Raw genomic sequence first — 24,195 nt, forward strand, 5'->3', positions numbered from 1 at the left:
ACATCCCTCGCATTCCTCCCGTCACTTGTCCCCCGCCGACGTGGCGTCCGGCGCTATCAACTTGTAGAGCGGCTTGTTGCCAACGTCGACGTTGGCGAGCTTCATCACGTCCAGCCGTTTGACCGAAAACTGCAATTCACCAGCCGTATCGAACGCGCCATACCGACGCGCGAGATCGCCTCGGTGCATCAGATTCCGAAACACTGTGAACGCGTCGTCTATCGATGTGAAGCCGCAGATGCCAAACGTCGGGTCGTAGAAGTCGACGGCCGCTTCATCGACCGATATCGACATGGCGTGGGCCCGGGTGCTTATCAGGTAGGTGGCATAACTCGGACCGTTCTCGATGACATCCTTCAGGCCGTCGATGGTAAACAGCCCGAGCGGGGTTTCCGACGCCGTTGCGTCCACGTTGGAGTGCAGCTTGATCAGGACATTGCGTAAATCAAGCGCCTCTTTGGCTTGCGGCAACTTGATGGCCCGTTGCACCAACTCGATGAACTGCGTTGTTCGCGCCTGCTGCTGGGCCACGGCCAGCGCACGCACGAGGGGAAGACAGAAGCCGGTGCGGCCGTCGGCGTTGCTGCTGATGTAGGCCGCTTGCGCCAGCGGGTGGAATTCGCCGCCGATCGCCTGAATTTCGCTGGCGATGAAGTTCGCATTTTTCGTGGCCAGTGCAGCGGCTTCGATCCGTTCGGCCTCGTCGATCCGGCGCGAGAGAATGCCGAGCAGCTTGGCGTCCTGATTCCCCGGGTCGATGAAATCCAGTTTGAGCAGGGCGGCCGGTCGGGCGTCCTTGGAGCGAAGCAGAGGGCTTTGCTCCGCCTCGCTTCTGCCCGCTTCGAAGGCCGACTTGTGCGCGGCCGATGCCGCGTTGCGCTGCGCCGTGAGTTTCGATCGATATTCGACATCCACGAACGCGCGGCTGACGTCCTCATGGAACACGGCGCGAGGGTCGACGCTGACCTCCGAAACGCCGGAGGTGCTGACTTCGTCGATGACCCAATCGTAATCGTCGCGCTGCGAGACCAGTGGGCCGACGAGTCGATCGTCGCCGGGATTTGTCATGCGCCATCCGCCACGCAACGGAAGATACTCGACGTTGAAATAGTGCTCGCCGGATTGCGCCACCATGCCACGCTCTCCCCGGTACAGATTCGGCATGAGCTGCTGGAGCCGTTGAAGGGGCAGGGCGTTCAGGAACGGCTCCAGGCGAACCCGCGACGCCAGCCCCGCGCTCATGAACCAACTGACCGGCATACCGGTCAGCCCAAACACCATCGCGTTCAAACCGGCGCGGCGGGTATCGGCTTCGCCGAATGCCGTAGCCGTGGCACCGAATCCGAAGCTGATGGTGGATAGTAAGAGTGTCCCGAGCGCCAGACCGGGCACAGGTGCCCCGGCGATCGTTGCGATACCCATCACAAAGTTGGCAGCCGCCAAGACGTTCAGCAACGGGGCGATGACGGAGAAGGGTTTGTCGTGCAGATGGTCCAGCGCTTCCTCCTCTGCACGTACTCGGAAAGCTTTCAGGTAAGCCGTAAAGGGATCGCCGTCGAACGAGACACGTGACACCGCGGGGCGCGCGGAGGCATTGGGTTTGGGCGACGTGATCGGCAACAAGCCTTTGCTTGCGGCGTCCCGGCGATCGGAGTTCCTGAACGAATCGACGAGAAGCGGGCGAGTCCTGGGGTCTCGGATCATTCGATTCACCCATCTGGCCAGCGCCTCGTCGTGGTCGAGCGCCACCAGTTGATCGGGCAGTATGCGCGGGGCATACACGAGTAACCCGGGCTTCGAGGCATCCGAGAACACCTGAATGTCCGACTGTGCCGAGCCGACGTAGAGCCAGAACATGCGAATGTCGCTGCCCGGCGTCGTCGGTTGATTCATCGATTGCAGGCCCAGTGAGCGTTTGTTCGACAGGCCGGCGACCTTGCGCGCAATCTCGGCGGCCCACTCCGGAAGGCGTTTGCTCCGTGCCTGCAGAAACGTTTCGACAACGAAGGCGCCCTTGATCGAGGCATAGAGGTCTTTCGTGTGCTCTCGCCAGAAGATCGTGAACAAGTTCGACTGATGACTGACGAACACTTCGACGTCGATGGCGCGCAGCAATCGTTCCGGCGTCAGCCCGGGAATCGTCAGTTCGCGCGCGCCCTCGGGGGCGCTATCTTTTGAAAATCGAAGGATGACATCCGCTTCGAGTGCATCGCTTGTCTCTCCGCTGGCCATATCGGCAAGGCGCTGCGTCAGCGAAGACGACTCAATCGGGTCAAGTACGTAATGGACCTGCGGCGGAATACCGGTGGCGTCGGTGCGGTTGCGATAGACATGGAGATACGTTGTCGACGGCGAAACGCTCTGACCGCTGAGATCGGTGATCAGCTCGGCCATATAGTCGTGTGCACCGCGATAGACGTCCGGCAGGGAGGCTGCAACCTCCATACGCACCTGACCCAGTTGGTCTAGCAACGAGATGTCGTCGCGAGTGATATGCATGGTCTGCGCGTCGGCAAGCACGGGGGTGTCGAGCGTCGCATTCTTGACGCCAGCGCTTGAATCCCAGTCCATGGCACCGGCAAACCACGCCGTCCACTCGGCGCTGCGGTCCGTCGCAAGTAGTCGGTGGCTGCTGTGCGAGAAATCTCTGCGCACGACCAGGAAGCTGGTCGTTCGTGCCGTCTCGATCAGATCGGCCTGCGTTTCGCCAATCGTCACGCGGCACCTGGAATCTCCGAGGCAGCCGGCCTGCACATGTAGCGGGAGGCGGATCGTCAGCTCGCAGTAAAGGTCTGATTCGACCCCTCGGGCGAGGTCGCGCTCAAGGCTTTCCTCCGAGGGATACTCCCTGAGCGGCACGGGGCTGCCTTGTACGACAACAAGAATTCGCCCCGGGTTCTGTGTCATATGAACGGGATCTTCGGACACGGCGAACACCCCTGCGGGCCGATAGTAGCCAAACCCCGCGACGTCGACGGTGATGGTCCGCCCTTTGATGTTGCCGAGAAACGTATTGTGCTCGGACGTGCGAAGCGCGGCGTCCGGCGCGAACGCCGCGATCTGGGCGAGGACGAGGCCGTCCGCGGATAGTCTTCCTGCGTTGTACTCGACGGCTGCGCAGGCTTCGAGCAAGGTCGATGTGCGCTGGTAGCGCGCATCCATCTCAGGTGCGTCGGGTTGTGGGTGCTCCAGCCGCTCCAGCGCGATAAACCATTGATGCTCGAAGGTGAGGGCGGCCTTGAGGAAACGCGTGACACTCATCGAAGGAAAGACATCCTCAGGCAAGTAGAAGTCGCCCTGCGTTTGATTGCGTGCGTAGATGCCGTATTCCGAATGCGTCTCCAGAATCTTGCGCTGCCCGGTTAGAAAGCGTACGCCGGCTTCGCTAAGCGTGAACGATTCGATCAGATCAGTGCGCGCATGCTTGCCTGAAGGAATGACGAGGTCGGAGACGTTGCGGGGATTCTTGAAGCGATTCAGGAACAGGTGGTCGGGGTCGCCTTGTTTTGTCGTGTTGCCGATGGCGTCGACGAGCTCCGCCCGGACGAATCGATGCAGATCCAGCGTGGGCGCGACGCCTTCGCGCGCGTCTTCCTGAATTCGGTCGACGCTGCGAAGCGCGTTGGCCAACTGGATCGCACGATGCACGGTCGGCGAATGATCGAGCGGTGTGAGCGTCGACGGAGCCGAGCGATGGCCGAGATGGCGGCGCGCATGACGGACCCGATGATGCGATGTGCGGTGCATCGCGCCAGTGTCCTGGCGGTCGTTCGTGTGATCTGCCGGCGCAGGCACGTCGGCCGCCACGACGGGAAAGCGAAGCGGATCATAACGGAGTATCCCGTCGGCGACGCTGCTGGCACCGTCACGAATCGCGAGCAGGCACGCGTCGATCGTCTGGCCGATAACGTCGCGAAACGACTCGCCTGACCCTGAGGACGATGGTGGGCGCGAAGGCGCCGGCATACAGCTCGCGCGCGCGATCTCGTGCACGGTCGGGGCAAGACTTGCATGCGCATACAGCAGACCGGTGAGTGTGCTCAACAGGCCGTGCTGGCGGAAGTTCAGCGCCGGTGCGTGACGTGTGGCGGTCTCGGCCAGCTCACGTGCCCGTCGCTCGTAATCGACTTCTGTGAGCGTTCCGCTGCTTCCGGAGCCGGCCAACATCAGCCAGCGAAACGTGTCAGAAAAGCGCTGGACCCAGCCTTTGGCCGGGGCGGGCGTGTCATGTTCGACGATCTCGGGTGTCGATGCGTATAACGCCAAACGTTCCATAGAGCGCCGCAAGTCGCGCAAGTGCGATGGCGAGGTGATCCGTTCGCAGAGTTCGTTGAGCGACTGGCCCGGGGGCTTCCGAGCGAGTGCATTTTCCCAGGACGCGACGATGCCGTCCGCCAGTTCGGGCTCGGCATCGAGCACCTCGGCAAGGCGTTGGGCACCCGAGCCCCGAAATTCTGCGATCTCCGTGAGCGAAACGCCGTTGAGAAAGAGACGCAGACTGGTCGCGAACTCCCGATGTTCGGTGCATAGCGGCATGAGGTCGTCGCGCCAGCGGTGCATGTCGCGACGCGTAGAGATGTCGAACACGGCTTCCAGAGGCGGTGGGGAGGTATCGGCCGGTTTCGCCTGCGCGTCTGAAGGCTGCGCGCGATGATCGGCGACCGCCGATGCCGGTGCGAGGACGAGGGGGGCGGGCAGAGGTCGAATCATTCGAAGGCGACTCCGGTCGGTACTGCGGGGCGCGCAGCAGGGATACGATGACGTGGCGCAGAGAGCACTGCATGACGAGCCAACCCGCGCGACATGGACTTCGGTAGGCATGATGGTCGGGCGTGTTGCGGGGGGACTTCCAGATATCGCCTGTGCACTGGCCGATCCATTGCCGGGCGTGGGGCGCTTATCGCAGTGCGGGCGCAACGTCGTGGCCGTCATGCATAATGACCTTCATCGGCCGTCTCGCTAGGGTTCAGACGTCAGGCGACGACAGCACATTGCGCGCGCTGCATCGCTGCACGCGTCTCGATCACTCGCAAAACGGGAGGTTGGCATGGCAACGCTTGAGTACTACTTCGAGGACTTCGCGGTTGGCGATACGTTCGACCTTGGCGAATACACCTTCACTGCGGACGAGATCGTCCATTTCGCCAGGCAGTTCGATCCGCAGCCGTTCCACGTCGACGAAGCGGCAGGACGCGAATCGCACTTCGGCGGGTTGGTCGCGAGCGGCTGGCATACGTGCAGCATCATGATGCGCATGAACGTCGACAAGCTACTCTCGCGCTCGGCCAGCATGGGCTCGCCGGGGGTGGAGCAGATCGAATGGCTCAAGCCAGTGCGGCCCGGCGACACGGTGACGGTCACGAGCAGCACGCTCGAAGTGCGCGCGTCCAAGAGCCGCCCGGATCGCGGCATCGTGCGTCAGCTTTGGACAGCAACGAATCAGCACGGTGAGGAAGTGTGCCGCTTTCGGGGGACGGGGTTGTATCTGAAGCGCACGGCCTGAGCGATACGCAGCTAGCCAGCGGCTACTGGGCGCTGCATTGCGCATCGGCCCGGGTTTCGATAACTGATCCCTTAAGTTTCACGCGGGGCAACTGTCAACGTTGACAGTTGCCCCTTTGTTTTGCGCGCCTACTATTCATGCGATGACATCGCCGTTCGGGAGTCGCCATGAATAAGCAAAGCCCGGGAAGCACTGCAACGGTTATCCAGACGTTTCTGGTCGACGTGTTCTCCCCCGACATGCGCCTTTACAACAATGGGTTATGTCAGGTCATGTTGCTGGTCGAGATCGTTGCCGACATGCAGTTATCGCCATCCGAGATCGCTACCTTGCGAATCGTTGACGGCATCACCAAGCTGGAAATCCCCATGGTCGACTCATCGTTGCCAGTGCCCGCCCGCACGTGGGGGGCTTCGAAGGAAAGAAATCTCTACGATTTCCACCCGGGAACGAGAAAAGCCGCGCGCGATTCATCGAGGGCGGGCGAGTTTTTTCAGTTCTATGTGCAGACGGCAGACCAGAGCAACGCGCGCAAGCGGCTTGCGGCGTCCATCGAGCTGGACAGCGGCTTGAAAGTCTACTCGACAGACGTCAGCGGCTCCGACTCCTACGTCGAAGTGCTCGCCGTAGAGGCCAGCCCACAGCCGATTTCCGCATGGGAGACGCAATGGAACGATTCGATGAAGTTCGACGTCGCCGATGGCAAATCGGTCACCGTGTACTTCCTCGGATTGACGGTGAACGGCGCGAGTCGTGAGATTCGGGACATTCAGGTCGGCGAAGACGGATATGCCAGTGCCTTCCGATGGCTTGCTGTCAGCGCGAAGACCGGAGCCTTTTGCGGGTTTGCTGCCCCGCCGACCGACGATCAGCGGGTCCAGTCGTTCACCTACTCCCAGCCCCAGTTCATCGGCACCTACCGTCTTGACAATAACGAGTCGCCACGCACCGGCTGCGCCGCAGTGGCGTTCATCCACGACTTAAAGCTGGGTAACTACCAGAGCGCCGCGAACGGCCCGCACATCACCTATCAAATGCGTGATCAGTACGGCACCTTGAGCCGGGTGAGATTGAGCATCACCGAAAAGTGCGACGAAATGCAGCTCAGTTTGGCAGCCGATGACGGTTCGTCGTTGGATGGCCAATAGCCTGACGCAGGAGGGGCTATGTCCGAAAACCCGCATCAACGCTCGCAAGCCGACAGCAGTGCGCTGTATTCGGGGGCGCAGAGTTTTCTGAGCTTTCTGGAAAAAGGCGTCGATCCGCGCACTGGCACCTATTCCATCCGGATCGCCATGCCCGAGATTGCGATCAACGCCATGTCGGGGCCCGATGTTGCGCTGTCGCTGTCGTTCAATCCGATGCAGAACGTGGATCTCGGTGTCGGACGCGGCTGGTCGTGGGGCACTTCGCAGTTCTCGCCGTTGGGCAAGCGGTTGATCCTGTCTAGCGGGGAAACGCATCTTGCACTGCTCACCGAAACCGGCATTGAGTTACCGGACAGGAAGCTGTCGACCTTCAAGGTGGAGCGACTCGAGAACGCGTTGCTCATCACGTACCGTTCCGGACGCCGCGAGCGACTGGTGCGCTTCAATCTGAACGACCCGCTTTCGCCTTACGTTCCAGAGGAAATCACATCGCCTCAGGGACACGCCATGCGTCTCACCTGGACCCCGTTCGAAGGTAAGCCAGCGCTGAGCACGATCACGGATCATGACGGACGTGAGTTGCTTCGGGTGACACGTACTGATCTGGCGGCCACGATTTCAGTGGCGACGTCGGAAGGGAACATGGCCGCGTTCTCACTCAATCTGTCTGGCGATCTTGTGTCGTCGATTGCCTTGCCCGTCACGGAGAACGCGGCATGGCAATTGCGCTATGCGCCCTATACCGACGCCAATCTGGCATTCCTCACAGAAGTGAAGTCTCCCACTGGAAGCGTCGAGAGCATCGTCTACAAGGAGGCGGGGCACGCCATGCCGCTGCGTGCTACGGATCCTCCCGGTGAGCCGGCACGTGTGCCGTACGTCGAGCGTTACGTCATGGACCCGGGGGGCGGGCAGCCGAGGCGCATCTCGACGTATTCGTATTCGACGCGCAACTATTTCGGATTCGAGGCCGGCGTGCATTGGGAGGACAGTACCGATGCGCTGTACAAGGTGCTGACCGACTACCGGTATGACTGCACCGAGTCGCAGCTCGATGCCGACGGCAACCCGTTGATCACGATCTACCGCCAATACGATCGGTTCCACGCGTTGCGTATCGAGCGCAGGAAGCAGGGGGATTGCGAAGAGGAAACGCTGGACGACTTTCATGACGAGCCCGGGAAGTCGTGGTACGAACAGAGTCCAATCGTCGAGCTGGTGTCCCGGCACAGGGTGCGATACACGCGCGCCGGCGTGTCGCGGGAAGTCGTCAGTACCTATCGCTATGACGAGTGGGGTAACGAGGTCGAGTCCATCGGTCCCGACGGCATTGCCGAGAGAACGACATACTACGATCCCGCCGGTGAACCGGGGTGTCCGCCGGATCCGATATGGCTGACGCCTCGCAAGGAAAGGACCGTCACCCGGGAGCCCGCCGAACCCGACGAGCGCGTGGTGCCGACGACCGTCACATACATCTACGGCCTGATGTCGTCGATTGATCCGACAGCGCCGCAGTTTCTCCACTGCACCGAGCAGCGGCAAAGCACCGCCGACGGCGACTTTGCCACGATCACCTTCGATTACGAGGACAATCTGCAATCGCCGCTGTTGCATGGGCGACTTCGCGGGAAAACTGAAACCGTGAACGGACTGACCACGATGACCCAATTTGCCTACGACGTCGTGGGCAACGAACTGATTATCGATGAGTCGGCGCATACGGATTTCGATGACACGGCAACCCATGCGACGGTGCACCGGTCGGTGTTCAGCGGACTGGAGCTTCGGCGCGAGAACGCCGATGAGCAGGTAACGTATCAGCACGATGCGATGGGCCGCGTCACGCGAGAGACCGCGCTGCCTGTCAACGGCGATCAGGTATACGAGGCGTGGGTCGAACACAGCTACGCGTTTCCGGCGCAAGCGGGCGGCACCGTCTCGCACGCCACGCGCAACGCATCGGGGGTCGTCATCACGCAGCACTTCGACGGTACCGGGCTTCTGGTGCGAGAAACGAAGTTGTCGCCGGAGATGGACGGTCAGACCCATCACGATGTGCGACTTGTCACGTATGACGAATTCGGCCGTGCTGTGCGGGAAATCCAGCGAGACGTCGTCGACGGCGAAGTCATCGCAAACACGCTGAATTTCTTTTTCGACGACTGGGGGCAACGCAACAGGGTGGTGCGATCCGATGGCGTCACCGAGCACGTCGACTTCAATCCTGTCTCGCTGATGGAGACAAGCTGGGTGTCTGCGGGAAGCGTGGTTTCCGGCGAGCAGGTTCGTCTGAGTAACCGTTTTGACGAAATTGAGCGGGAAGAGCGTTTCCTGATCGACGGGACGCTTGTGAGCCGCGCCAGCATGACCTATGACGGCATGGGGCGGCAAACGAGTGTGACCGAACTGGGGACCGGGACGACCCGATACGCCTACGACTTCGCGGATCGCCTCGTCAGCGAGACCCTTCCCGATGACACTGTGGTCACGTATGACTACGTACCGCACTCATTGACGGACGCACTCACGGCGGTTCACGTCGATGACATCTCCGTCGGGCAGCGGGAGTTCGATGGCTTGTTGCGCGTCGTGAGTCAGACTGTCGGCGCGCAACGATCGACCTGGGCATTCGACGGCGATCGCAGCCATCCGCGAGAAGAGCGCACGCCAACGGGCGACGTCCTCGGCTACGAAGTCAATCCTTCGCTGACGACGCGAATGAAAAGGCGGACTGCCGGCCCGCTGGAGATGTCGTACGAATACGAGCCGCAATCCGGGTTGTTGCTCAGGGCATCCAGTCAGGGACCCGGCCAGACGCCTATCGATTACGCGTGCGAGCGCGATAGCGTCGGCAATCTGTTGAAGGAAACCTGGACGGACGCGGAGTCGTCGCACTCGGCAGAGCATGTGTGGACGCTGATGGGGCGTCCGGACCGCTATACCGACGCAACGGGCAAAGTGCATCGCTACCTCTACGACAAGGACACGTCTCGGCTGAAGGAGGTGCAGTGCGGCGAAGTGAGCGTCGCGTTCGCCTATGACTCGCTAGGCCGCCTGTCCGAGCAGCGGATGACACAGGCTGGCGAGGACCGACTGACGGTAACGCTCAGCTACGATGACATCGGGAGAGAAATTCACCGCGAGTTTGTTGCGCCATCCCATCCGGTGTTTTCGATTTCGCAGGAATACGATGGCTTTGACCGGCTCATCGCGCGCACGCGATCGTCTGGCGGAAACAAGGAGCTTGAGGAAAATTTCTCCTACGACGAGCGCTCGCGTCTGAACTTGTATTACGCCACTGGGGCCAATGCACCCGCCGATCCGCACGATCCGGCGCAGCACATTCAGGTGCAGCAGTGGGAATACGACAAGCTGGATAACATCACGCGGATCAGCACGTGGCACCAAGGCCCCGATAAGCCGCCGGGCATCGCCACTTACCATTACGACAACGACGCCGACCCCACGCAACTCACCTCGCTTGAACGCTCGGATTATGGTGCTGCCAGCGGCACGCAGACGTTCCGTTACGACGATGCCGGCCGGATGATCGAGGCGGAGGACGGGTATCACGTTGTCTACGATGCCTTCGATCACGTTGTCTCCATCTCACGCGATAACGTCGAGCGCGCGGCCTATCGCTACAACGGGATGGACGAGCAAAGTCACGTGGCGGTGCCTTCGCAGCCGATGCGCAAACGCATTTTTCGTGAGCACAAGCTGGTCACGGAAATTCGCGGTACCTTGTCGCGCACCTATCTGGCCGGTGGTCTCGGCGATCTAGACGAGACGGGGGCGCTGCGCGTCTACGCGACCGACCAGAAGTCGACGGTGCTTCAAAGCTTCGACGCGCAGGGTCAACGTCACGATGCGCTGTACTCGCCGTCCGGCTATCGCGCGCAGGCCGCGTGGCATGACGGTGTGCCCGGACAGGACGGTGAAATTGCGGATCCGGCGACGCAATGGCTATGGCTGGGCAATTCGCGAATGTACTCGCCAGTGCTCGCGCGATTCCTGGTGCCCGACAGCTACTCGCCATTCGACGGTGGAGGGATCAATCGTTATGCACGGATGGACCCTGTCAATTCCATCGACCCGAGCGGACACATCCCAAAGTGGCTGGCCATCGGCATTGCCGTTGTGATGGCGACAGTTGCGATTGCTGTCGCGGTGTTTGTCCCCGGCGGGTTCAGCGCGGTCGCTATTGCGGCAAAGGTGACGGCAAAGGCAGTGGCAGGCAAGTTGGGCATCGTCTCGGCGACGAGTGCGAAGGCCATGGCCATTTACAGCAATGTGAAAGTGACGGCGTCCGTCTTTGCGACGATCAAGTTTGGACTCAGTGTTGCGGGGGCGCTATCGACAATGACCAGCACGATTGCCCGCACACTCGATCCTGAGTCGCAACTGGCCGTGATGCTGGGCCATATCGGATCAGCGCTGACTGTCGCTGCGTTCTTCGCGTCGATCCCGGGGTTCAAAGCTGTCAATAAAGGGTTTACGGACAAAGTGGCTGAGGCACAAAAAGGCGGCAAGGCAAACGCGAAGCTCCAGGCGATTGCCAAAAGGGACCAAAGAAAGGCGGCCCGAGCGGGGAAAAAAACGAACACGACGCGAAATCCGGGCAGCCCCCGAAGTGCCGGCCGTCCGCAGACACCTTCAAGCACGGCGCGCGATGCCGGCCCTTCCGGCAGTCCCGACACGCAGAGCCTGACGCAGGCCGAGGGACAGGCAACGGCTGGCGACTATGCGCTGCTGGCAACGGAACAAGCTGTCAACGTGGGCGCGAACGTCAATAACTACCTCGCACCGCAGCCGATCATGCCAACGGGCGGCGGCTTGCCGCAGCCACGTCCCGCGCCGTTGATGATGGTCGCAGAGGACATCCGGTTGATGAACAAGGGCTATCTCAATTATTCCAACCCCTACGGAACCCTTCCGATTCAATTCTCTACGTGATGGCGACGCGGTTGAGACGATTTCCGACGCGACGACTAAACATCCATTGACGTAGCAAGGAGTGACCGATATGGCAAAGATCCCTCTCATGGCATTCATTGTCGATCCCGAAGTGGAAGCCGACGGGATCACGGCTGCCTATCTCGCGGCGCACGACGACACGTTGCCGGCGCGGGTGCCGAGCCCGCCGACGGTGCTCCCGACAGACTTGCTGTATTGCATGATCGACGGCGAGGTCATTGCATCGATGACCTACGAATTTACCGAAGACGATAGAAACAAGCCCATCGATGTCGCGTATCCGGGGGCCGAATTGCGTCTGCTTGAGGAAGGGGAGCACAGCTTCACTTACCGGGTTGAGCGAGCTGACGGTGCAATTGTCGGGGACTCGATGGTCAAGATGTTGCTCGTGTCGCTGTTCCCTGCGCTGGATCTCAGACCACCGACGCTTCCGAATACGCCCGACAACGCGCTAAACCCCATCAATGCGTTGCGCGGCACCGTTGTGAACGTGGCGTACTCGGGCATGCAGGCAGGGCAGGATGTGCAGGTGCATTGGGAGGGTGTCAGCGACGACAGCAACATCGATACACCGTGGAAAACTGTGCCTGACGACGTGCCCGAATTCATGTCCTTCGAGATTGTGCCGTTTCTGATTGCGGCAAATATCGACGCGACTGTGGCCGTGAGTTACACGGTCAATCGAGAGGGAATGGCATCGGATTCCGAAGTATTGAACCTAAGAATCCTGCCGTTCGAGCTGAAATACATGCATCCGCCTCAACTGCCTGATCTCGGCGGCGGCAGCCACATCGAGCCGGACCGGCTGCCGAACGGGCTGACCGTCGAGCTTGCCCCGTGGTATCTGGCGTTCGAGCGCCAGCGGCTGTGGCTTTGGTGCTGGGGAGAAAGCTCGGACAGTCCGGGGCAACCTTACCAGCACTACATGAAGACCGATTACCTGATCTCGGCGGACGAAGCCGCGAACGGTGTGACGGCAAAGGTGCCCGCCTCGTGGCTCACGCCGCTCGCACACGGCTCGCGGCTTGTCTTTCAGTATCAGGTGGCATTTCGTGACGGTGCGAAGCAGGAATCCAGTCGTGTGTCGTTCGAAGTGATCAATCGATAACCGGAGCGCACGCACGGTGGCATCGTGCGATTGCCAGCGTTCATTGACCCTGAGGTGCTGCCATGTCTACTCGTGATCGGATTGAAAACGTGATGCGTTGCATTAAACGGAGTGCGCTCGCGGGATTGCTATTTTGCTTAGGTGCTATGGGAGTCAGCGGCGCGGCGCTGGCTCAGTCAGGTGCGCCGAAAGCATCGGGTGACGTGTCGATTCTTCCGATTGGGCCGGCCGTTGAAGCGCCACGCCCTGACACGGCACCCGGGGTCCACTCATATCCGCTGCCGACCATCGTCATGCGTCGCACCAGTGACGGTAAGCAATGCTCGTTCCCGGCTCAGGACGGCGCTGCCGTCAACTTTAACGCCTCTCCGTATTCATGCGAGGACAACGTCCTGTCGTCCTTCGAAGTGATCGGAGCACATGAGGGGATGATTATTGATATCGAGGGGTCACCGAGATGCGATGGGAGTGAGGCCTGGGCCAGTTACGTCGTCTCATTTGCGGCGGGTGGCGGGCCGACCGGTGCGGTGGCGACGACGTCCGTCGTAGCGTCGATGGGAGTGCCGCTCGGAACGCGACTGACCGACGGCGCAGGGAACAATGTATTGATCGCCAATGGCTCAAGAGCCGTGGGTGAGCCACTTTCCACAGCAGTGTCCTGCGTGAAGGTGACGAATCTGATACCGGAAGGTCCGTATCGTATTCGGAACGCGTACAGTGGGAAATGTATTCTCAATACTACTGGGCCAAGCCATACCGCGCAGTGTACCGATGCTGTGAATCAGTTGTTTTACGTCACCTTCAGCCAGAATCGGGGCGTTGTTTCGGCGGCGGCACCGCTCGACTGGGCGCGGCGAGAGTCCCTTCGTTCGATTATCACAGACCAATATGTCGTGGGCGTGGGCCAAACGACGGACCTCGCCAGCGTCCTCGGTCGTGAGGAAAGCACCGGATACTTGAAGACGACGACTGGAAGGTGTGCGTCAGAGAGCGATATTCCGTTCCAGATCAACACCATCGAATGCAAATACGCGGTCGGCGCAACTATGCAGTGGACCTTTGAGCCAGTGACGAAGCACTAGCCACCGGCTCAATGCGACAAATCGCTCACCGACGCCGCCGGCGCATCGCGCTTCACCTGCGTGATCCCGTCTTCCATCTGTTCGGCGGTGGAGAACATCTGGCTTTGACCGATGATCTCGCCGTTACGCGCTTTGAGCACGAAATAGGGCCGGCCGGAGGTGGACGTCTTGCGCTCGAAGCGGTGATCCTCGACGGAGTTTTTACGAACGGACTCGATGCCGTTCTGCGCCGACGCGCGCGCCTTGTAGGTCTCGGAGGAAAGGATGGTATGTCCGCTGTCGCCCAGCAGGTGAAAGTGGAATTCACCATTGGGGCTGCGCTTGAGTTCGAACTTGCCTGACATTTGTGGATCTCCCGGATCTTCCAATGGCCAGCGGCGAGGAACTGTGAACTGCAAGTGACGGCGGCAGAGCGCCGCGTCGAGGAATGCGCCTAGATTAGCACCGTCAGGACTTTGGCGAAACCGCACTTTGTTTCGAAGTGTAAACCACTTTGAGTGACACTCCGCCGAACGGCCCGGGACGCTGCCGTTCGACGGTCATTCCACTTTAGCGGCGAGCGTACTGCGTCGCGCCGAACAGCATTTCGCGGGCTTTGTCGTCCTGCAACGGTTTGCGTGCGTCCGCAAGCACCTTGATGCCGCGTTGCACCGCCGGGCGGGCTTCGATCGCTTCGAACCACTTCTGCACGTTCGGGAAGTCCGACAGCTCCACGCCCTGATTCTTCCATGAACGTAGCCACGGCCAGATCGCGATGTCGGCGACGGTGTACATGTCACCGGCGACATACGGATGGTCGCCCAGGCGCTTGTCGAGCACGCCGTACAGGCGGCGCGCTTCGTTGGTGTAGCGCTTGATCGCATAGTCGATCTTCTCGGGCGCATAGATCCGGAAGTGGTGCGCCTGACCGAGCATCGGCCCCACGCCGCCCATCTGGAACATCAGCCATTCGAGCGTCTCGTACTTGCCGCGCACGTCGTCCGGCAGGAAACGGCCGGTCTTGCCCGCGAGGTACAGCAGGATCGCGCCGGATTCGAACAGGGAGATGGGCTTGCCGTCCGGGCCGTCCTCGTCGACGATGGCCGGGATCTTGTTGTTCGGCGAGATAGCGAGAAATGCGTCCTTGAACTGATCGCCCGCACCGATATCGACGGCGTGCGCGTGGTAAGCCAGCCCGCACTCTTCGAGCATGATGTGGACTTTATGGCCGTTGGGCGTGGCCCAGGAGTAGACCTGAATCAATTGCGGCTCCTCAGGGAGGCGTCGAGCGACGCCGGCGGATCACGTCGTGCGCAGGTCGCTCGGGCGGCTCCGGAGGCACGGTGATGGCGCAAATGGCAAATGGGCCGGGAGGGCGGCACCGTCCCCCCGGAGAAAAACTGCCGGGAAATTACACCACAGAACGTTTTTCCCTGCCGGACGCAGGGTTGGTGGTGTCCGGCAGGCGGTGCACGGCGATTTCCCGGTCCGCGCCGTCAGTGGGGTACGTCCCTCCAGCATCCAGCCCTCATCCAGCGGCAATATCCGCATATTTCGCTAGTTCCAGCTTCGCGATGGCGTTGCGATGGACTTCGTCGGGGCCGTCCGCAAAACGCAGGGTGCGGGCGCTCGCGTACGCATACGCCAGCGGAAAGTCGCCGGAAAGCCCCGCCGCCCCATGGGCCTGAATCGCCCAGTCGATGACCTGACACGCCATGTTCGGTGCGACGACCTTGATCATCGCGATTTCCGCCCGCGCGGCCTTGTTGCCGACGGTGTCCATCATGTAGGCCGCCTTGAGCGTGAGCAGACGGGCCTGCTCGATCAGACATCGCGCCTCGCCGATGCGCTCGCGCGTGACGCCCTGCGCCGCAATCGGTTTGCCGAACGCCACGCGCGAAAGCGTGCGCTGGCACATCAGAGACAGGGCACGCTCCGCCAGGCCGATGAGCCGCATGCAGTGGTGGATGCGGCCCGGCCCGAGCCGTCCCTGTGCGATCTCGAAGCCGCGTCCTTCGCCCAGCAGCAGGCTGCTGGCGGGTACGCGGACGTCGTCGAGCACGATTTCCATGTGGCCATGCGGGGCGTCGTCGTAACCGAAGACCGTGAGCGGTCGCACGCGTGAGACGCCTTTCGCGTCGGCCGGAATCAGGATCATCGACTGCTGGGCGTGTTTCGGGGCGTCGGGGTCAGTTTTGCCCATCACGATGTAGAGCGCACAGCGCGGATCGCCTGCACCGGTCGACCACCACTTGCGCCCATTGACGACATAGTCGTCTCCGTCGCGATGGATTCGGCATTGCACGTTGGTGGCGTCGCTCGATGCGACGTCCGGCTCCGTCATGAGAAACGCCGAACGGATGTCGCCGCGCAGCAGCGGCTCCAGCCATTGCGCTTTTTGTGCGTCGGTGGCGTAGCGCTCGAGCGTCTCCATGTTGCCGGTGTCGGGTGCGTTGCAGTTGAAGACCTCGGGGGCCCACGGCACCTGTCCCATGATTTCGCACAGCGGCGCGTATTCGACGTTGGTCAGGCCAGCACCGCGCCCGGAATCAGGGAGGAACAGGTTCCATAGTCCGGCCTTTTGTGCGAGCGGTTTGAGACGCTCGATGACTTGCGAGGGCTGCCATGCGTCGCCGTTGCGTCTGGCGATCTCGATCTCTTCGAGATAACGCTGCTCGTTGGGAAAGATGTGCTCGTCGAAGAACGCCGAGAGACGCGCGCGCAGCGCGTCGACTTTCGGGCTGTAGCTGAAGTTCATGAAGGCTCCGTGCTGTGGCTGTCTGCTGAATCGAAGGCGAAATCGAGGTGCCTCAGGTGTCTGAGGCGCGTCAGGTGCGGCGTTAAGTGCCGGGCAGGTGTGTCGAGCGCTGCGCGTACGTCCACGCGAGTTCGGCCATCGGACGCGCCCGTTTGCCAGCATCCAGCGCCTGCTGGCTCGCCGCCGTGCCGTCGCTCACGCGCTTCATGATTCCTTGCAGAATCGCGGCGATGCGGAACATGTTGTACGCGAGATAGAAGTGCCATTGCGCGGGCGGAACGATGCCCGTGTGCTCGCTATATCGACGGATGTAGACGTCTTCGTCCGGAATGCCGAGTGCCGTCCAGTCCAGCCCGGCGATACCGCGAAACACGCCGGGGCTGACGTGCCACGCCATGCAGTGATAGCTGAAGTCTGCAATCGGATCGCCCAGCGTCGACAACTCCCAGTCGAGCACGGCGAGCACGCGCGGCTCGCTCGGATGAAAGATCAGGTTGTCGAGACGGAAGTCGCCGTGGACGATGGTCGTGCGTTCGGGCGCGTGTGGCGTGCCGACCGGCAAATGCGCGGGCAGCCACTCGATGAGCCGGTCCATCGCGTCGATGGGTTCCGTCTCTGACGCCCGGTACTGTTTGCTCCAGCGCGCGATCTGACGCGCGATGTAGTCGCCCGGCTTGCCATACGTTTCGAGACCGACGGCGCGGTAATCGACACGATGTAGCGCGGCGATGACGCGATTCATTTCGTCGTAGATCTCGCCGCGCTGTGTCGCGGTCATGTCAGGCAACGACGGGTCCCACAGCACGCGTCCGTCCACGAAATCCATGACGTAGAACGCGAGTCCGATCACGCTTTCGTCCTCGCACAGGCCACGCATGCGGGCCACAGGGACGTCGGTGCCGGCGAGCGCGTCCATCACGCGATATTCGCGTTCGATGGCGTGCGCAGAAGGGAGAAGCTTCGCCGCCGGGGCCGGCTTGGTGCGCAGCACGTAAGCGGCCGAGGGCGTGGTGAGACGGTAGGTGGGATTGGACTGGCCGCCGTTGAACTGCGTGAACGTCAGCGGCCCGGAGAAACCGTCGACGTTGGCCGTCAGCCAGTGCGCCAGTGCGGTGGTGTCGAACGGTGCACGACTGCCCAGCGCACGTTCGCCTGCAAATGCGGAAAAGTCCTGTACAAGCTCCTCGGCCATGCTGTCTCCTGCATTTCCGGTGCTGCGTTGATCGAGACTGATTCGTGGGTCTGGCTTCTTGCTGTTGTCCGGCGACGTTCGATGAAACGTAATGGGCCGGGGAGGTCCTGGCCCGGAATGACAATGACGCGTGTCGTTCAGCCGCGCTGGCGCGTCCGCACGAACGACGCAAAGATCTTCTCCATCACCGTGAGCCGGTTGTCGCGATGCAGCGGCTGCGGCGGGGCAAAGTTCATCAGGCGCACCACCCAATCCTGTGGTTTGTCGCCGACGTCGAGCGCATTGATGCAGGCGGGCGTCTGCGCGAGCTGGCCAAGGAAGAGGCGTCCCAGCGGATGCAGGGCATGCGACAGAATCGCGCGATTCACGCCGCCGTGCAACACCAGCAGCACGGTATCCCACGATGGGTCGGCACGCAGCTCGGCGAGCGGCGGCACCACGCGATCGAGCAGTTCGCGCACCGATTCGCCATTCATGAAGCGTGTGTCTTCCGGCACTAGACCGTCGAACGCGCTGAGGAACGCTTGGGCCAGCTCAGTAGGCGGCAGGTCGGAGATCTTGCCCGCACGAATCTCCTGCCAGCACGGCCACGTTTCGATTTCGACGTCCTGCTCTGTCTCGGCGAGCACGCGCTCGGCGGTCTCACGCGTGCGCGGCAAGCCGCTCACGATGACCCGGTCGAAGCGGATGTTCTCGGCGGCGAAGGCGCGTCCGGCGGCGCTGGCCTGCGTGCGTCCCAGTTCGTTGAGCGGGACGGTGTCGGCATCGATCGAGTGGCCGCTGTCGTCGAAATACGTGACGTCGCCGTGACGCATCAGATAGATGCGGCGGCGTGCCGACGGCGTGAAGGTCAGCGGGCCGGTCTGGGTACCGAGTTGGCCGAGTGAACTCATGCGAGGGTTCTCCTGAACAAAGGCCGACGGCGTATTCGCGGGCTTGCGGGCCTTAATGAGGCTTGAGGCTTGAGGCGCGAGGACCGGACGCTGCGGCAGGGCATAGAGAGAGGGCGCAAGCCGGTGGTTCGGCTGCGCCCTCTGCGGGTACGCGTTTCAGGGGTATTTTGCCGGACGTTTTTCAAGGAAGGCACTGATTCCTTCCAGACCGTCGGCATGATGCAGCGAGGCGACGAAGTTATCGCGCTCTGCGTCGAGTTGCGAGGTCAGCGTCTCGGTGGCACCGCTGGCGATGAGCGATTTAATGCGGCCGACGGCGTTCGGCGACAGTTGCGCCAGATCCGTCGCCCAGTTCAACGCTTCGGCGCGGGCTTGTCCCGGGGCGACGACCCGGTTGACGAGCCCCGCATTGGCAAGACGCGCGGCCGTCACCGGCTTGCCTTCGAGCAGAATCTCGGTGGCGAGCGAGCGGGGCAGGGCCTGCGAGAGGAACCACGAACCGCCGCCATCGGGCGTGAGGCCGACTTTGACATACGCCATCACGAACTTGGCGTTGTCTGCTGCGACCAGCAGATCGCACGCGAGCGCGAGCGAGAAGCCCGCACCGGCGGCGGCACCTTCGACGGCGGCGATGATCGGCTTCGGGCACGCGCGCAGCGCCTCGATCCATTCGGCCAGCGCGTCGATGCTGGCGGCTTGCACCGACGGATCCTTCTGACGATTGTCCAGCAGGCGGTTCAGATTGCCACCTGCGCAGAAGAAGTTGTCGGCCCCGGTGATCACGACGGCGCGCACCGAAGTATCGCGCTCGGCCGTGGCCAGCGCTTCGACACCGGCGGCGTACATGTCCGGATGCAAGGCATTACGCGCCCCGGGATTGGACAGCGTCAGCACCAGCGTCTGGTCGATGCGTTCGGCGAGCAGTTCAGCAGCCATGAGTCAGTCTCCGGATCACGCTTCTTCGGTGAGCAGCGACACGCCGAGTTGCGCGCGACGCGTGAGCCACGGCGACGGACGATAACGCTGGTCGCCGTAGAACGATTGCAGATTGCGCAGGACGGTGAGCAACTGGCGTGCGCCGACGGCGTCGCCCAGTGCAAGCGGCCCCTTGGCGTAACCGAGCCCCAGCGTGACGGCACGGTCGATATCGCCCGGCGTCGCGATACGTTGTTGCGCGATATCGGCACCGATGTTCACGATGGTGGCGATCACGCGTTGCGCGACGAAACCTGCGGAGTCACGGATCACCGTCACCGGCGTGCCGCCGTGGGCGAACAGTGCGTGGGCGGCGTTGCGTGCGTCGGCCGTCGTGACGGGCGTGGTCATCAGCGTGTGACGCTTCGCGCCGGCGAGCGGAAGGAGCGTGTCGATGGCCACCGTACGCGTGGCGTCCAGACCTTGTTCGACGGCGCACGTCGTGGCGTCGAAACCGAGCGGCGTGACAACGATCAGGGCCGTCTCGGAGGGCTTCTCACCGCTTTCGATGGTGACACCCGTCGCGCCCAGCAACTCGACGGCGGCCGCAAAGCCGCGCGTGTCCGCTCGGCTTACCCACACGCTCGCGGGCAGTGCATCCGGCGCAGGCGCCTCGGGCGGCACCTGCTGCTTGCCGTCGACATAGCGATAGAAGCCTTCGCCGACCTTGCGACCGAGCAATCCGCCCGCGAAGCGCACGGCGGTGATCGGCGAGGGACGGAAGCGGGCTTCTTCGTAGAACTGGTGATAGATCGACTCCATCACGGGGTGCGAGACGTCAAGCGCCGTAAGGTCGAGGAGTTCGAACGTGCCGAGGCGGAAGCCTGCCTGCTCGCGCAGAATGCGGTCGATGTCCGCGAAGCTCGCCACGCCTTCGCTCGCCACGCGCAGGCCTTCGGTGTTCATGCCGCGCCCGGCGTGGTTGACGATGAAGCCCGGCATGTCCTTGCAGCGCACGGCCGTGTGGCCCATGCGCTGGCCGAGGGCCAGCAGGGCGTCGCCGACTTCCGGTGCGGTGCGCAGGCCGTCGATGACTTCGACGACCTTCATGAGCGGCACCGGATTGAAGAAGTGATAACCCGCCACGCGCTCGGGGCGCTCGCAGGCTGCGGCAATTGCCGTAATCGACAGCGACGACGTGTTGGACGCCAGAATCGCGTCGGCGGCAACAATGCCTTCGAGCGCGCGGAACAGGTCGCGCTTGATCTCGATTTTTTCGATGATGGCCTCGACGACCAACTGACAGTCCGCCAGATCCTCCAGCGCGTTGCACGCGTGCAGACGTCCCATCGTCGCTTCGACGCTCGCCGCGTCGATCTTGCCCTTGGCGGCGAGCTTGTCCAGCGTGTCGCGCAGGGCACCCAGCGCGGCTTGTACGGCGCTCGCGTTGGTGTCGTACAGCTTGACCTTCAGACCGGCTTGCGCGGCGATCTGAGCGATGCCACGCCCCATGGCGCCGGCACCGACGATGCCCAGCACCTCGATGGCTTGGCTGGCAGCGGCCGCCACGTTGGACGAAGAAGATGAGGGGGATGCAGTCATTCGGAGTGTCTCGAAGTTGGTGTCGATGTCGTCGATCGGTATTTTGTGGGCGCTCAGGGCCCGGGCCAGCCGTAGACAGGCTGAATCCGGGCGCTGTTGAGGCGGCTGAGTGCGCGCGACTTGCCATTCTATCGTCCGACCGGTCGGTCGGGAAATGAATTTCCTGCCGAATCGCCGGGCGATGCAAACCGATGCCCAAAACGCGTTGCGGCTATTGTCGCTGATCTCGCCGCCGTTGCCAGCGCTTGTTCCGCTGGGCGGTCGCTCACATGGATGAAGGGCGGGCGGGAGGGAAGGGTGCCCGCACTGACCGAGCGCCGGAATTCGGGACGCCTCCGGTTGAATTCAATTCACGCATGGCGGAGTCGTGCCGGTACACTTCCGGTAACCGGCGGGAGCGCGCGCCGGCTCACTCACATGGGAGACATCATGTTGAAGCTGTACGGCTTTCCGGTAAGCAACTATTACAACAAGGTCAAGGTTGTGCTGTACGAGAAGGGCGTGCCCTTCGAAGAGTCCGAATCCATTCCGTGTCAGGACGAGCCGCTGCTGCAATGCTCGCCGCTCGGCAAGGTACCGTATCTGCAAACGGAACAAGGTTTCCTGTCGGAATCGCAGGTGATCTGCGATTACCTTGAGGTGACGCATCCGACGCCGGCGCTCTTCTCCAGCGATCCGTGGAAGCAAGCCAAGGAGCGCGAATTGCTCACGATGCTGGAACTGCATCTGGAGCTGGTGGTGCGCGAGGTGTACGGACAGGCGTTCTTTGGCGGCACGGCGTCGGAAGGCACGCGCAGCCGCACGGAGAAGCTGCTGCGCCGGAATATCGTCGCGTTCAAGCGACTCGCGAAATTCGCGCCGTACGTTGCAGGCGACACGTTCACGATGGCCGACATCGCGGCGGGCATCCATCTGCCGATTCTCGGGATGGCGACGCAAGCCGTCTATGGTGAAGACTTCCTGCAAGCCGCCGATATCGACTGGAAGGCGTACACGAAGCGACTCGCCGAGCGTGAGTCGTTCCAGCGCGTGCGTGCCGAACAGAAGGCTTATCAGCAGGCGAAGAAGGCCGGGTAAGTCTGTCGGACCGTAAAACGAAACGGCCGCCATCTGAGGGATGGCGGCCGTTTTCGTTTGGGCGACCCTGCGTCGTGCTTAAATCTTCGCCAGACGTGCGAGCGCTTCACGCAGCGTGTCGTCCTGCTTCGCGAAGCAGAAGCGCACCACACCGGATTCATGCGGCTGATGATAGAACGCCGAGACCGGGATCGCGGCCACACCGATTTCCCCCGTCAGCCACAGCGCGAAGTCGGCTTCACTCATATCGCTGATCGCGCTGTAGTCCACACACTGGAAGTAAGTGCCTTCGCACGGCAGCAGCTTGAAGCGCGTGCCAGCCAGACCTTCGCGGAACAGATCCCGCTTTTTCTGATAGAAGCCCGCCAGTTCGAGATACGGCGACGGATCGCGCATGTAGTCGGCCAGACCGACCTGCATCGGCGTGTTCACGGTGAACACGTTGAACTGATGCACCTTGCGGAACTCTGCGGACAGGGCCGCCGGTGCCGCCACGAAACCGACCTTCCAGCCCGTGACGTGATAAGTCTTGCCGAAGCTCGACACGATGAAGCTGCGGCGCGCCAGTTCCGGGTGTCGCGCCACGCTCTCGTGACGCTTGCCGTCGTACACCATGTGTTCGTAGACCTCGTCCGAGATCAGCAGAATGTCGGTGCCCGCCACGATCTCGGACAACTTCACGAGGTCCTGCTCGTGCCACACCGTACCGCTCGGGTTGTGCGGCGTGTTGAACAGGATCAGACGCGTGCGCGGCGTGATGGCTGCGGCCAGCTTGTCGAAGGGAATACGGAACTCGGGCGCTTCGAGCGTGATGAACACCGGCTTGCCGCCGGCCAGCTCGATCGACGGCACATAGCTGTCGTACGTCGGCTCGAACACGATCACTTCGTCGCCCGGGTGCACCGTCGCGAGGATCGCGGTGAGCAAGGCCTGCGTCGCCCCGGCCGTCACCGTGATTTCGGTGTTCCAGTCGTAGTGCTGTCCGTAGAGCTTGCCGATCTTGTCGGCGATGGCCTGACGCAGCGCGGGCACGCCCGCCATCGGCGGGTATTGGTTGTGGTCTTCGCGCATGGCGCGCGCCACGGCGTCGACGATCTTCGGATCGCACGAGAAATCGGGGAAGCCCTGACCCAGATTCACCGCCTGCTTCTCGGCAGCGAGCGCCGACATGACGGTGAAGATGGTGGTGCCGACGTTCGGCAGACGCGACGCGAGCGGCGGGGCAACCAGCGCAGGCGTGGTGGATCCAGTGTGAGGCGCGTTCATTTCGTGGTGGACGAAGCAGTGATCAGGCCGCCATTCTACCGCCGTCGCGCCCGGCCTGCGGGGCGCACATCGCCGTCGTCCCCACGATTTAAGACATTGGATAGCGCGCGTCCCGGGATTTTCTTATGCCGGAATCAGACATGCGCCAATGTTTAGCGCGCCACCATGAGCAAAGACGTAAAAGCGCTTGCCGTCACGATGCGAAAGCCGAACTGACGTGCCACCCGGCTACGCAGCTTCAGTACGGCCTTGTCCTTGCTGACGAGCCAGTGGGCGTGTCCGTCGCGTGCCGCTTCGAGAAACTTCTGATCGTCCCGGTCGCGGCAGAGCGGCAGTTGTGCGGGCGGTGCGGCATCTTCCGGGACAACGATCCGGTGCGTGTGCGCGTCGACCCACGCGAGCGCGGCGTCGTTGTCGATCTCGCGCGAGGCGAACTGGGGGTAGGTCAGCACGACGGCCAGTTCGTCACGACAGCGCTGGGCCATGAGTCCCATGAGGCGGCGCTCGACGAGCGCATCGCGCACCGGGCGGGCAATCGGGTCGTCGAAGACGAGCAGATCGATCCAGACATTGGTGTCGAGCACCACGCGCGGCGGCGTGGCGAGGGTATCGAGATGTTCGGCGAAGGCCCGCTCGGCGGGCGTGGCAACAGCGTTTTGAAGCATTGGATAGAATGACGGTTTTACGTTGAT

General features: G+C 62.3%; 17 protein-coding genes. 6 read left to right on the forward strand and 11 right to left on the reverse strand.

Annotated features, from left to right (window positions below; all coding sequences use genetic code 11):
- Positions 1-21 precede the first annotated feature (21 nt).
- On the reverse strand, positions 22-4,710 hold the full coding sequence (locus PAQ31011_RS16115; RefSeq protein ID WP_150576766.1) for a dermonecrotic toxin domain-containing protein: 4,689 nt from the start codon (positions 4,708-4,710) through the stop codon (positions 22-24).
- A gap of 337 nt (positions 4,711-5,047) precedes the next feature.
- On the opposite strand from PAQ31011_RS16115, the gene PAQ31011_RS16120 reads away from it, so the two are divergent.
- Entirely contained in the window at positions 5,048-5,503 is a 456-nt protein-coding gene (locus PAQ31011_RS16120) for a MaoC family dehydratase (protein WP_150576767.1), read from the forward strand.
- Between the two features lie 167 nt (positions 5,504-5,670).
- On the forward strand, positions 5,671-6,651 hold the full coding sequence (locus PAQ31011_RS16125; protein WP_150576768.1) for a hypothetical protein: 981 nt from the start codon (positions 5,671-5,673) through the stop codon (positions 6,649-6,651).
- Positions 6,652-6,779: 128 nt separating this feature from the next.
- Here PAQ31011_RS16125 and PAQ31011_RS26450 read toward each other — a convergent pair whose 3' ends face one another.
- The gene (locus tag PAQ31011_RS26450) at positions 6,780-7,055 is read right to left on the reverse strand and encodes a hypothetical protein (RefSeq protein WP_174990154.1); all 276 of its coding nucleotides are present in this window, start codon (positions 7,053-7,055) and stop codon (positions 6,780-6,782) included.
- 607 nt (positions 7,056-7,662) lie between these two features.
- Between PAQ31011_RS26450 and PAQ31011_RS16130 the strand changes: the two genes are divergently transcribed.
- From PAQ31011_RS16130 to PAQ31011_RS16140, 3 genes are all read left to right on the forward strand, one after another.
- Complete coding sequence (locus PAQ31011_RS16130) at positions 7,663-11,610, forward strand: RHS repeat domain-containing protein (RefSeq protein ID WP_174990155.1); 3,948 nt, start codon at positions 7,663-7,665, stop codon at positions 11,608-11,610.
- A 70-nt stretch (positions 11,611-11,680) separates the two neighbouring features.
- Positions 11,681-12,739, forward strand: coding sequence for a hypothetical protein (locus PAQ31011_RS16135; RefSeq protein ID WP_150576770.1), 1,059 nt, complete (start codon positions 11,681-11,683; stop codon positions 12,737-12,739).
- 62 nt (positions 12,740-12,801) lie between these two features.
- On the forward strand, positions 12,802-13,821 hold the full coding sequence (locus PAQ31011_RS16140; protein WP_150576771.1) for an RICIN domain-containing protein: 1,020 nt from the start codon (positions 12,802-12,804) through the stop codon (positions 13,819-13,821).
- 8 nt (positions 13,822-13,829) lie between these two features.
- Here PAQ31011_RS16140 and PAQ31011_RS16145 read toward each other — a convergent pair whose 3' ends face one another.
- The 7 genes from PAQ31011_RS16145 to PAQ31011_RS16175 form a co-directional block, all read right to left on the reverse strand.
- Complete coding sequence (locus tag PAQ31011_RS16145) at positions 13,830-14,165, reverse strand: YegP family protein (RefSeq protein ID WP_150576772.1); 336 nt, start codon at positions 14,163-14,165, stop codon at positions 13,830-13,832.
- Positions 14,166-14,370: 205 nt separating this feature from the next.
- On the reverse strand, positions 14,371-15,063 hold the full coding sequence (locus PAQ31011_RS16150; protein ID WP_150576773.1) for a glutathione binding-like protein: 693 nt from the start codon (positions 15,061-15,063) through the stop codon (positions 14,371-14,373).
- Positions 15,064-15,328: 265 nt separating this feature from the next.
- Positions 15,329-16,558 carry an acyl-CoA dehydrogenase family protein gene (locus tag PAQ31011_RS16155; RefSeq protein ID WP_150576774.1) on the reverse strand — a complete coding sequence of 410 codons (1,230 nt, stop codon included), beginning with the start codon at positions 16,556-16,558 and terminating at the stop codon, positions 15,329-15,331.
- 82 nt (positions 16,559-16,640) lie between these two features.
- A complete protein-coding gene (locus tag PAQ31011_RS16160) occupies positions 16,641-17,750 on the reverse strand; it encodes a phosphotransferase family protein (RefSeq protein WP_150576775.1) in 1,110 nt (369 codons plus the stop codon).
- Between the two features lie 137 nt (positions 17,751-17,887).
- The gene (locus PAQ31011_RS16165; RefSeq protein ID WP_150576776.1) at positions 17,888-18,643 is read right to left on the reverse strand and encodes a histidine phosphatase family protein; all 756 of its coding nucleotides are present in this window, start codon (positions 18,641-18,643) and stop codon (positions 17,888-17,890) included.
- A 156-nt stretch (positions 18,644-18,799) separates the two neighbouring features.
- On the reverse strand, positions 18,800-19,579 hold the full coding sequence (locus tag PAQ31011_RS16170; protein WP_150576777.1) for an oxepin-CoA hydrolase, alternative type: 780 nt from the start codon (positions 19,577-19,579) through the stop codon (positions 18,800-18,802).
- 15 nt (positions 19,580-19,594) lie between these two features.
- Entirely contained in the window at positions 19,595-21,160 is a 1,566-nt protein-coding gene (locus PAQ31011_RS16175) for a 3-hydroxyacyl-CoA dehydrogenase (RefSeq protein WP_174990156.1), read from the reverse strand.
- A 429-nt stretch (positions 21,161-21,589) separates the two neighbouring features.
- Between PAQ31011_RS16175 and PAQ31011_RS16180 the strand changes: the two genes are divergently transcribed.
- On the forward strand, positions 21,590-22,237 hold the full coding sequence (locus tag PAQ31011_RS16180; protein ID WP_150576778.1) for a glutathione S-transferase family protein: 648 nt from the start codon (positions 21,590-21,592) through the stop codon (positions 22,235-22,237).
- A gap of 78 nt (positions 22,238-22,315) precedes the next feature.
- Here the strand turns inward: PAQ31011_RS16180 and PAQ31011_RS16185 are convergent, their stop codons facing one another.
- Both PAQ31011_RS16185 and PAQ31011_RS16190 read right to left on the reverse strand, forming a co-directional pair.
- Entirely contained in the window at positions 22,316-23,503 is a 1,188-nt protein-coding gene (locus PAQ31011_RS16185; protein WP_150576779.1) for a pyridoxal phosphate-dependent aminotransferase, read from the reverse strand.
- Between the two features lie 152 nt (positions 23,504-23,655).
- A complete protein-coding gene (locus PAQ31011_RS16190) occupies positions 23,656-24,168 on the reverse strand; it encodes a putative toxin-antitoxin system toxin component, PIN family (protein WP_150576780.1) in 513 nt (170 codons plus the stop codon).
- Between the last annotated feature and the right edge of the window lie 27 nt (positions 24,169-24,195).

Source organism: Pandoraea aquatica (assembly GCF_902459565.1).
In the GTDB taxonomy this organism is placed as follows: Bacteria; Pseudomonadota; Gammaproteobacteria; order Burkholderiales; family Burkholderiaceae; genus Pandoraea; species Pandoraea aquatica.

Excerpts from the sequence above, each read along its gene's own strand:
- PAQ31011_RS16115 (WP_150576766.1), bottom strand. The coding sequence starts at position 4,710 with ATGATTCGACCTCTGCCCGCCCCCCTCGTCCTCGCACCGGCATCGGCG.
- PAQ31011_RS16120 (WP_150576767.1), top strand. The coding sequence starts at position 5,048 with ATGGCAACGCTTGAGTACTACTTCGAGGACTTCGCGGTTGGCGATACG.
- PAQ31011_RS16125 (WP_150576768.1), top strand. The coding sequence starts at position 5,671 with ATGAATAAGCAAAGCCCGGGAAGCACTGCAACGGTTATCCAGACGTTT.
- PAQ31011_RS26450 (WP_174990154.1), bottom strand. The coding sequence starts at position 7,055 with ATGAGCAACGCGTTCTCGAGTCGCTCCACCTTGAAGGTCGACAGCTTC.
- PAQ31011_RS16135 (WP_150576770.1), top strand. The coding sequence starts at position 11,681 with ATGGCAAAGATCCCTCTCATGGCATTCATTGTCGATCCCGAAGTGGAA.
- PAQ31011_RS16140 (WP_150576771.1), top strand. The coding sequence starts at position 12,802 with ATGTCTACTCGTGATCGGATTGAAAACGTGATGCGTTGCATTAAACGG.
- PAQ31011_RS16145 (WP_150576772.1), bottom strand. The coding sequence starts at position 14,165 with ATGTCAGGCAAGTTCGAACTCAAGCGCAGCCCCAATGGTGAATTCCAC.
- PAQ31011_RS16155 (WP_150576774.1), bottom strand. The coding sequence starts at position 16,558 with ATGAACTTCAGCTACAGCCCGAAAGTCGACGCGCTGCGCGCGCGTCTC.
- PAQ31011_RS16160 (WP_150576775.1), bottom strand. The coding sequence starts at position 17,750 with ATGGCCGAGGAGCTTGTACAGGACTTTTCCGCATTTGCAGGCGAACGT.
- PAQ31011_RS16165 (WP_150576776.1), bottom strand. The coding sequence starts at position 18,643 with ATGAGTTCACTCGGCCAACTCGGTACCCAGACCGGCCCGCTGACCTTC.
- PAQ31011_RS16170 (WP_150576777.1), bottom strand. The coding sequence starts at position 19,579 with ATGGCTGCTGAACTGCTCGCCGAACGCATCGACCAGACGCTGGTGCTG.
- PAQ31011_RS16175 (WP_174990156.1), bottom strand. The coding sequence starts at position 21,160 with ATGACTGCATCCCCCTCATCTTCTTCGTCCAACGTGGCGGCCGCTGCC.
- PAQ31011_RS16180 (WP_150576778.1), top strand. The coding sequence starts at position 21,590 with ATGTTGAAGCTGTACGGCTTTCCGGTAAGCAACTATTACAACAAGGTC.
- PAQ31011_RS16185 (WP_150576779.1), bottom strand. The coding sequence starts at position 23,503 with ATGAACGCGCCTCACACTGGATCCACCACGCCTGCGCTGGTTGCCCCG.
- PAQ31011_RS16190 (WP_150576780.1), bottom strand. The coding sequence starts at position 24,168 with ATGCTTCAAAACGCTGTTGCCACGCCCGCCGAGCGGGCCTTCGCCGAA.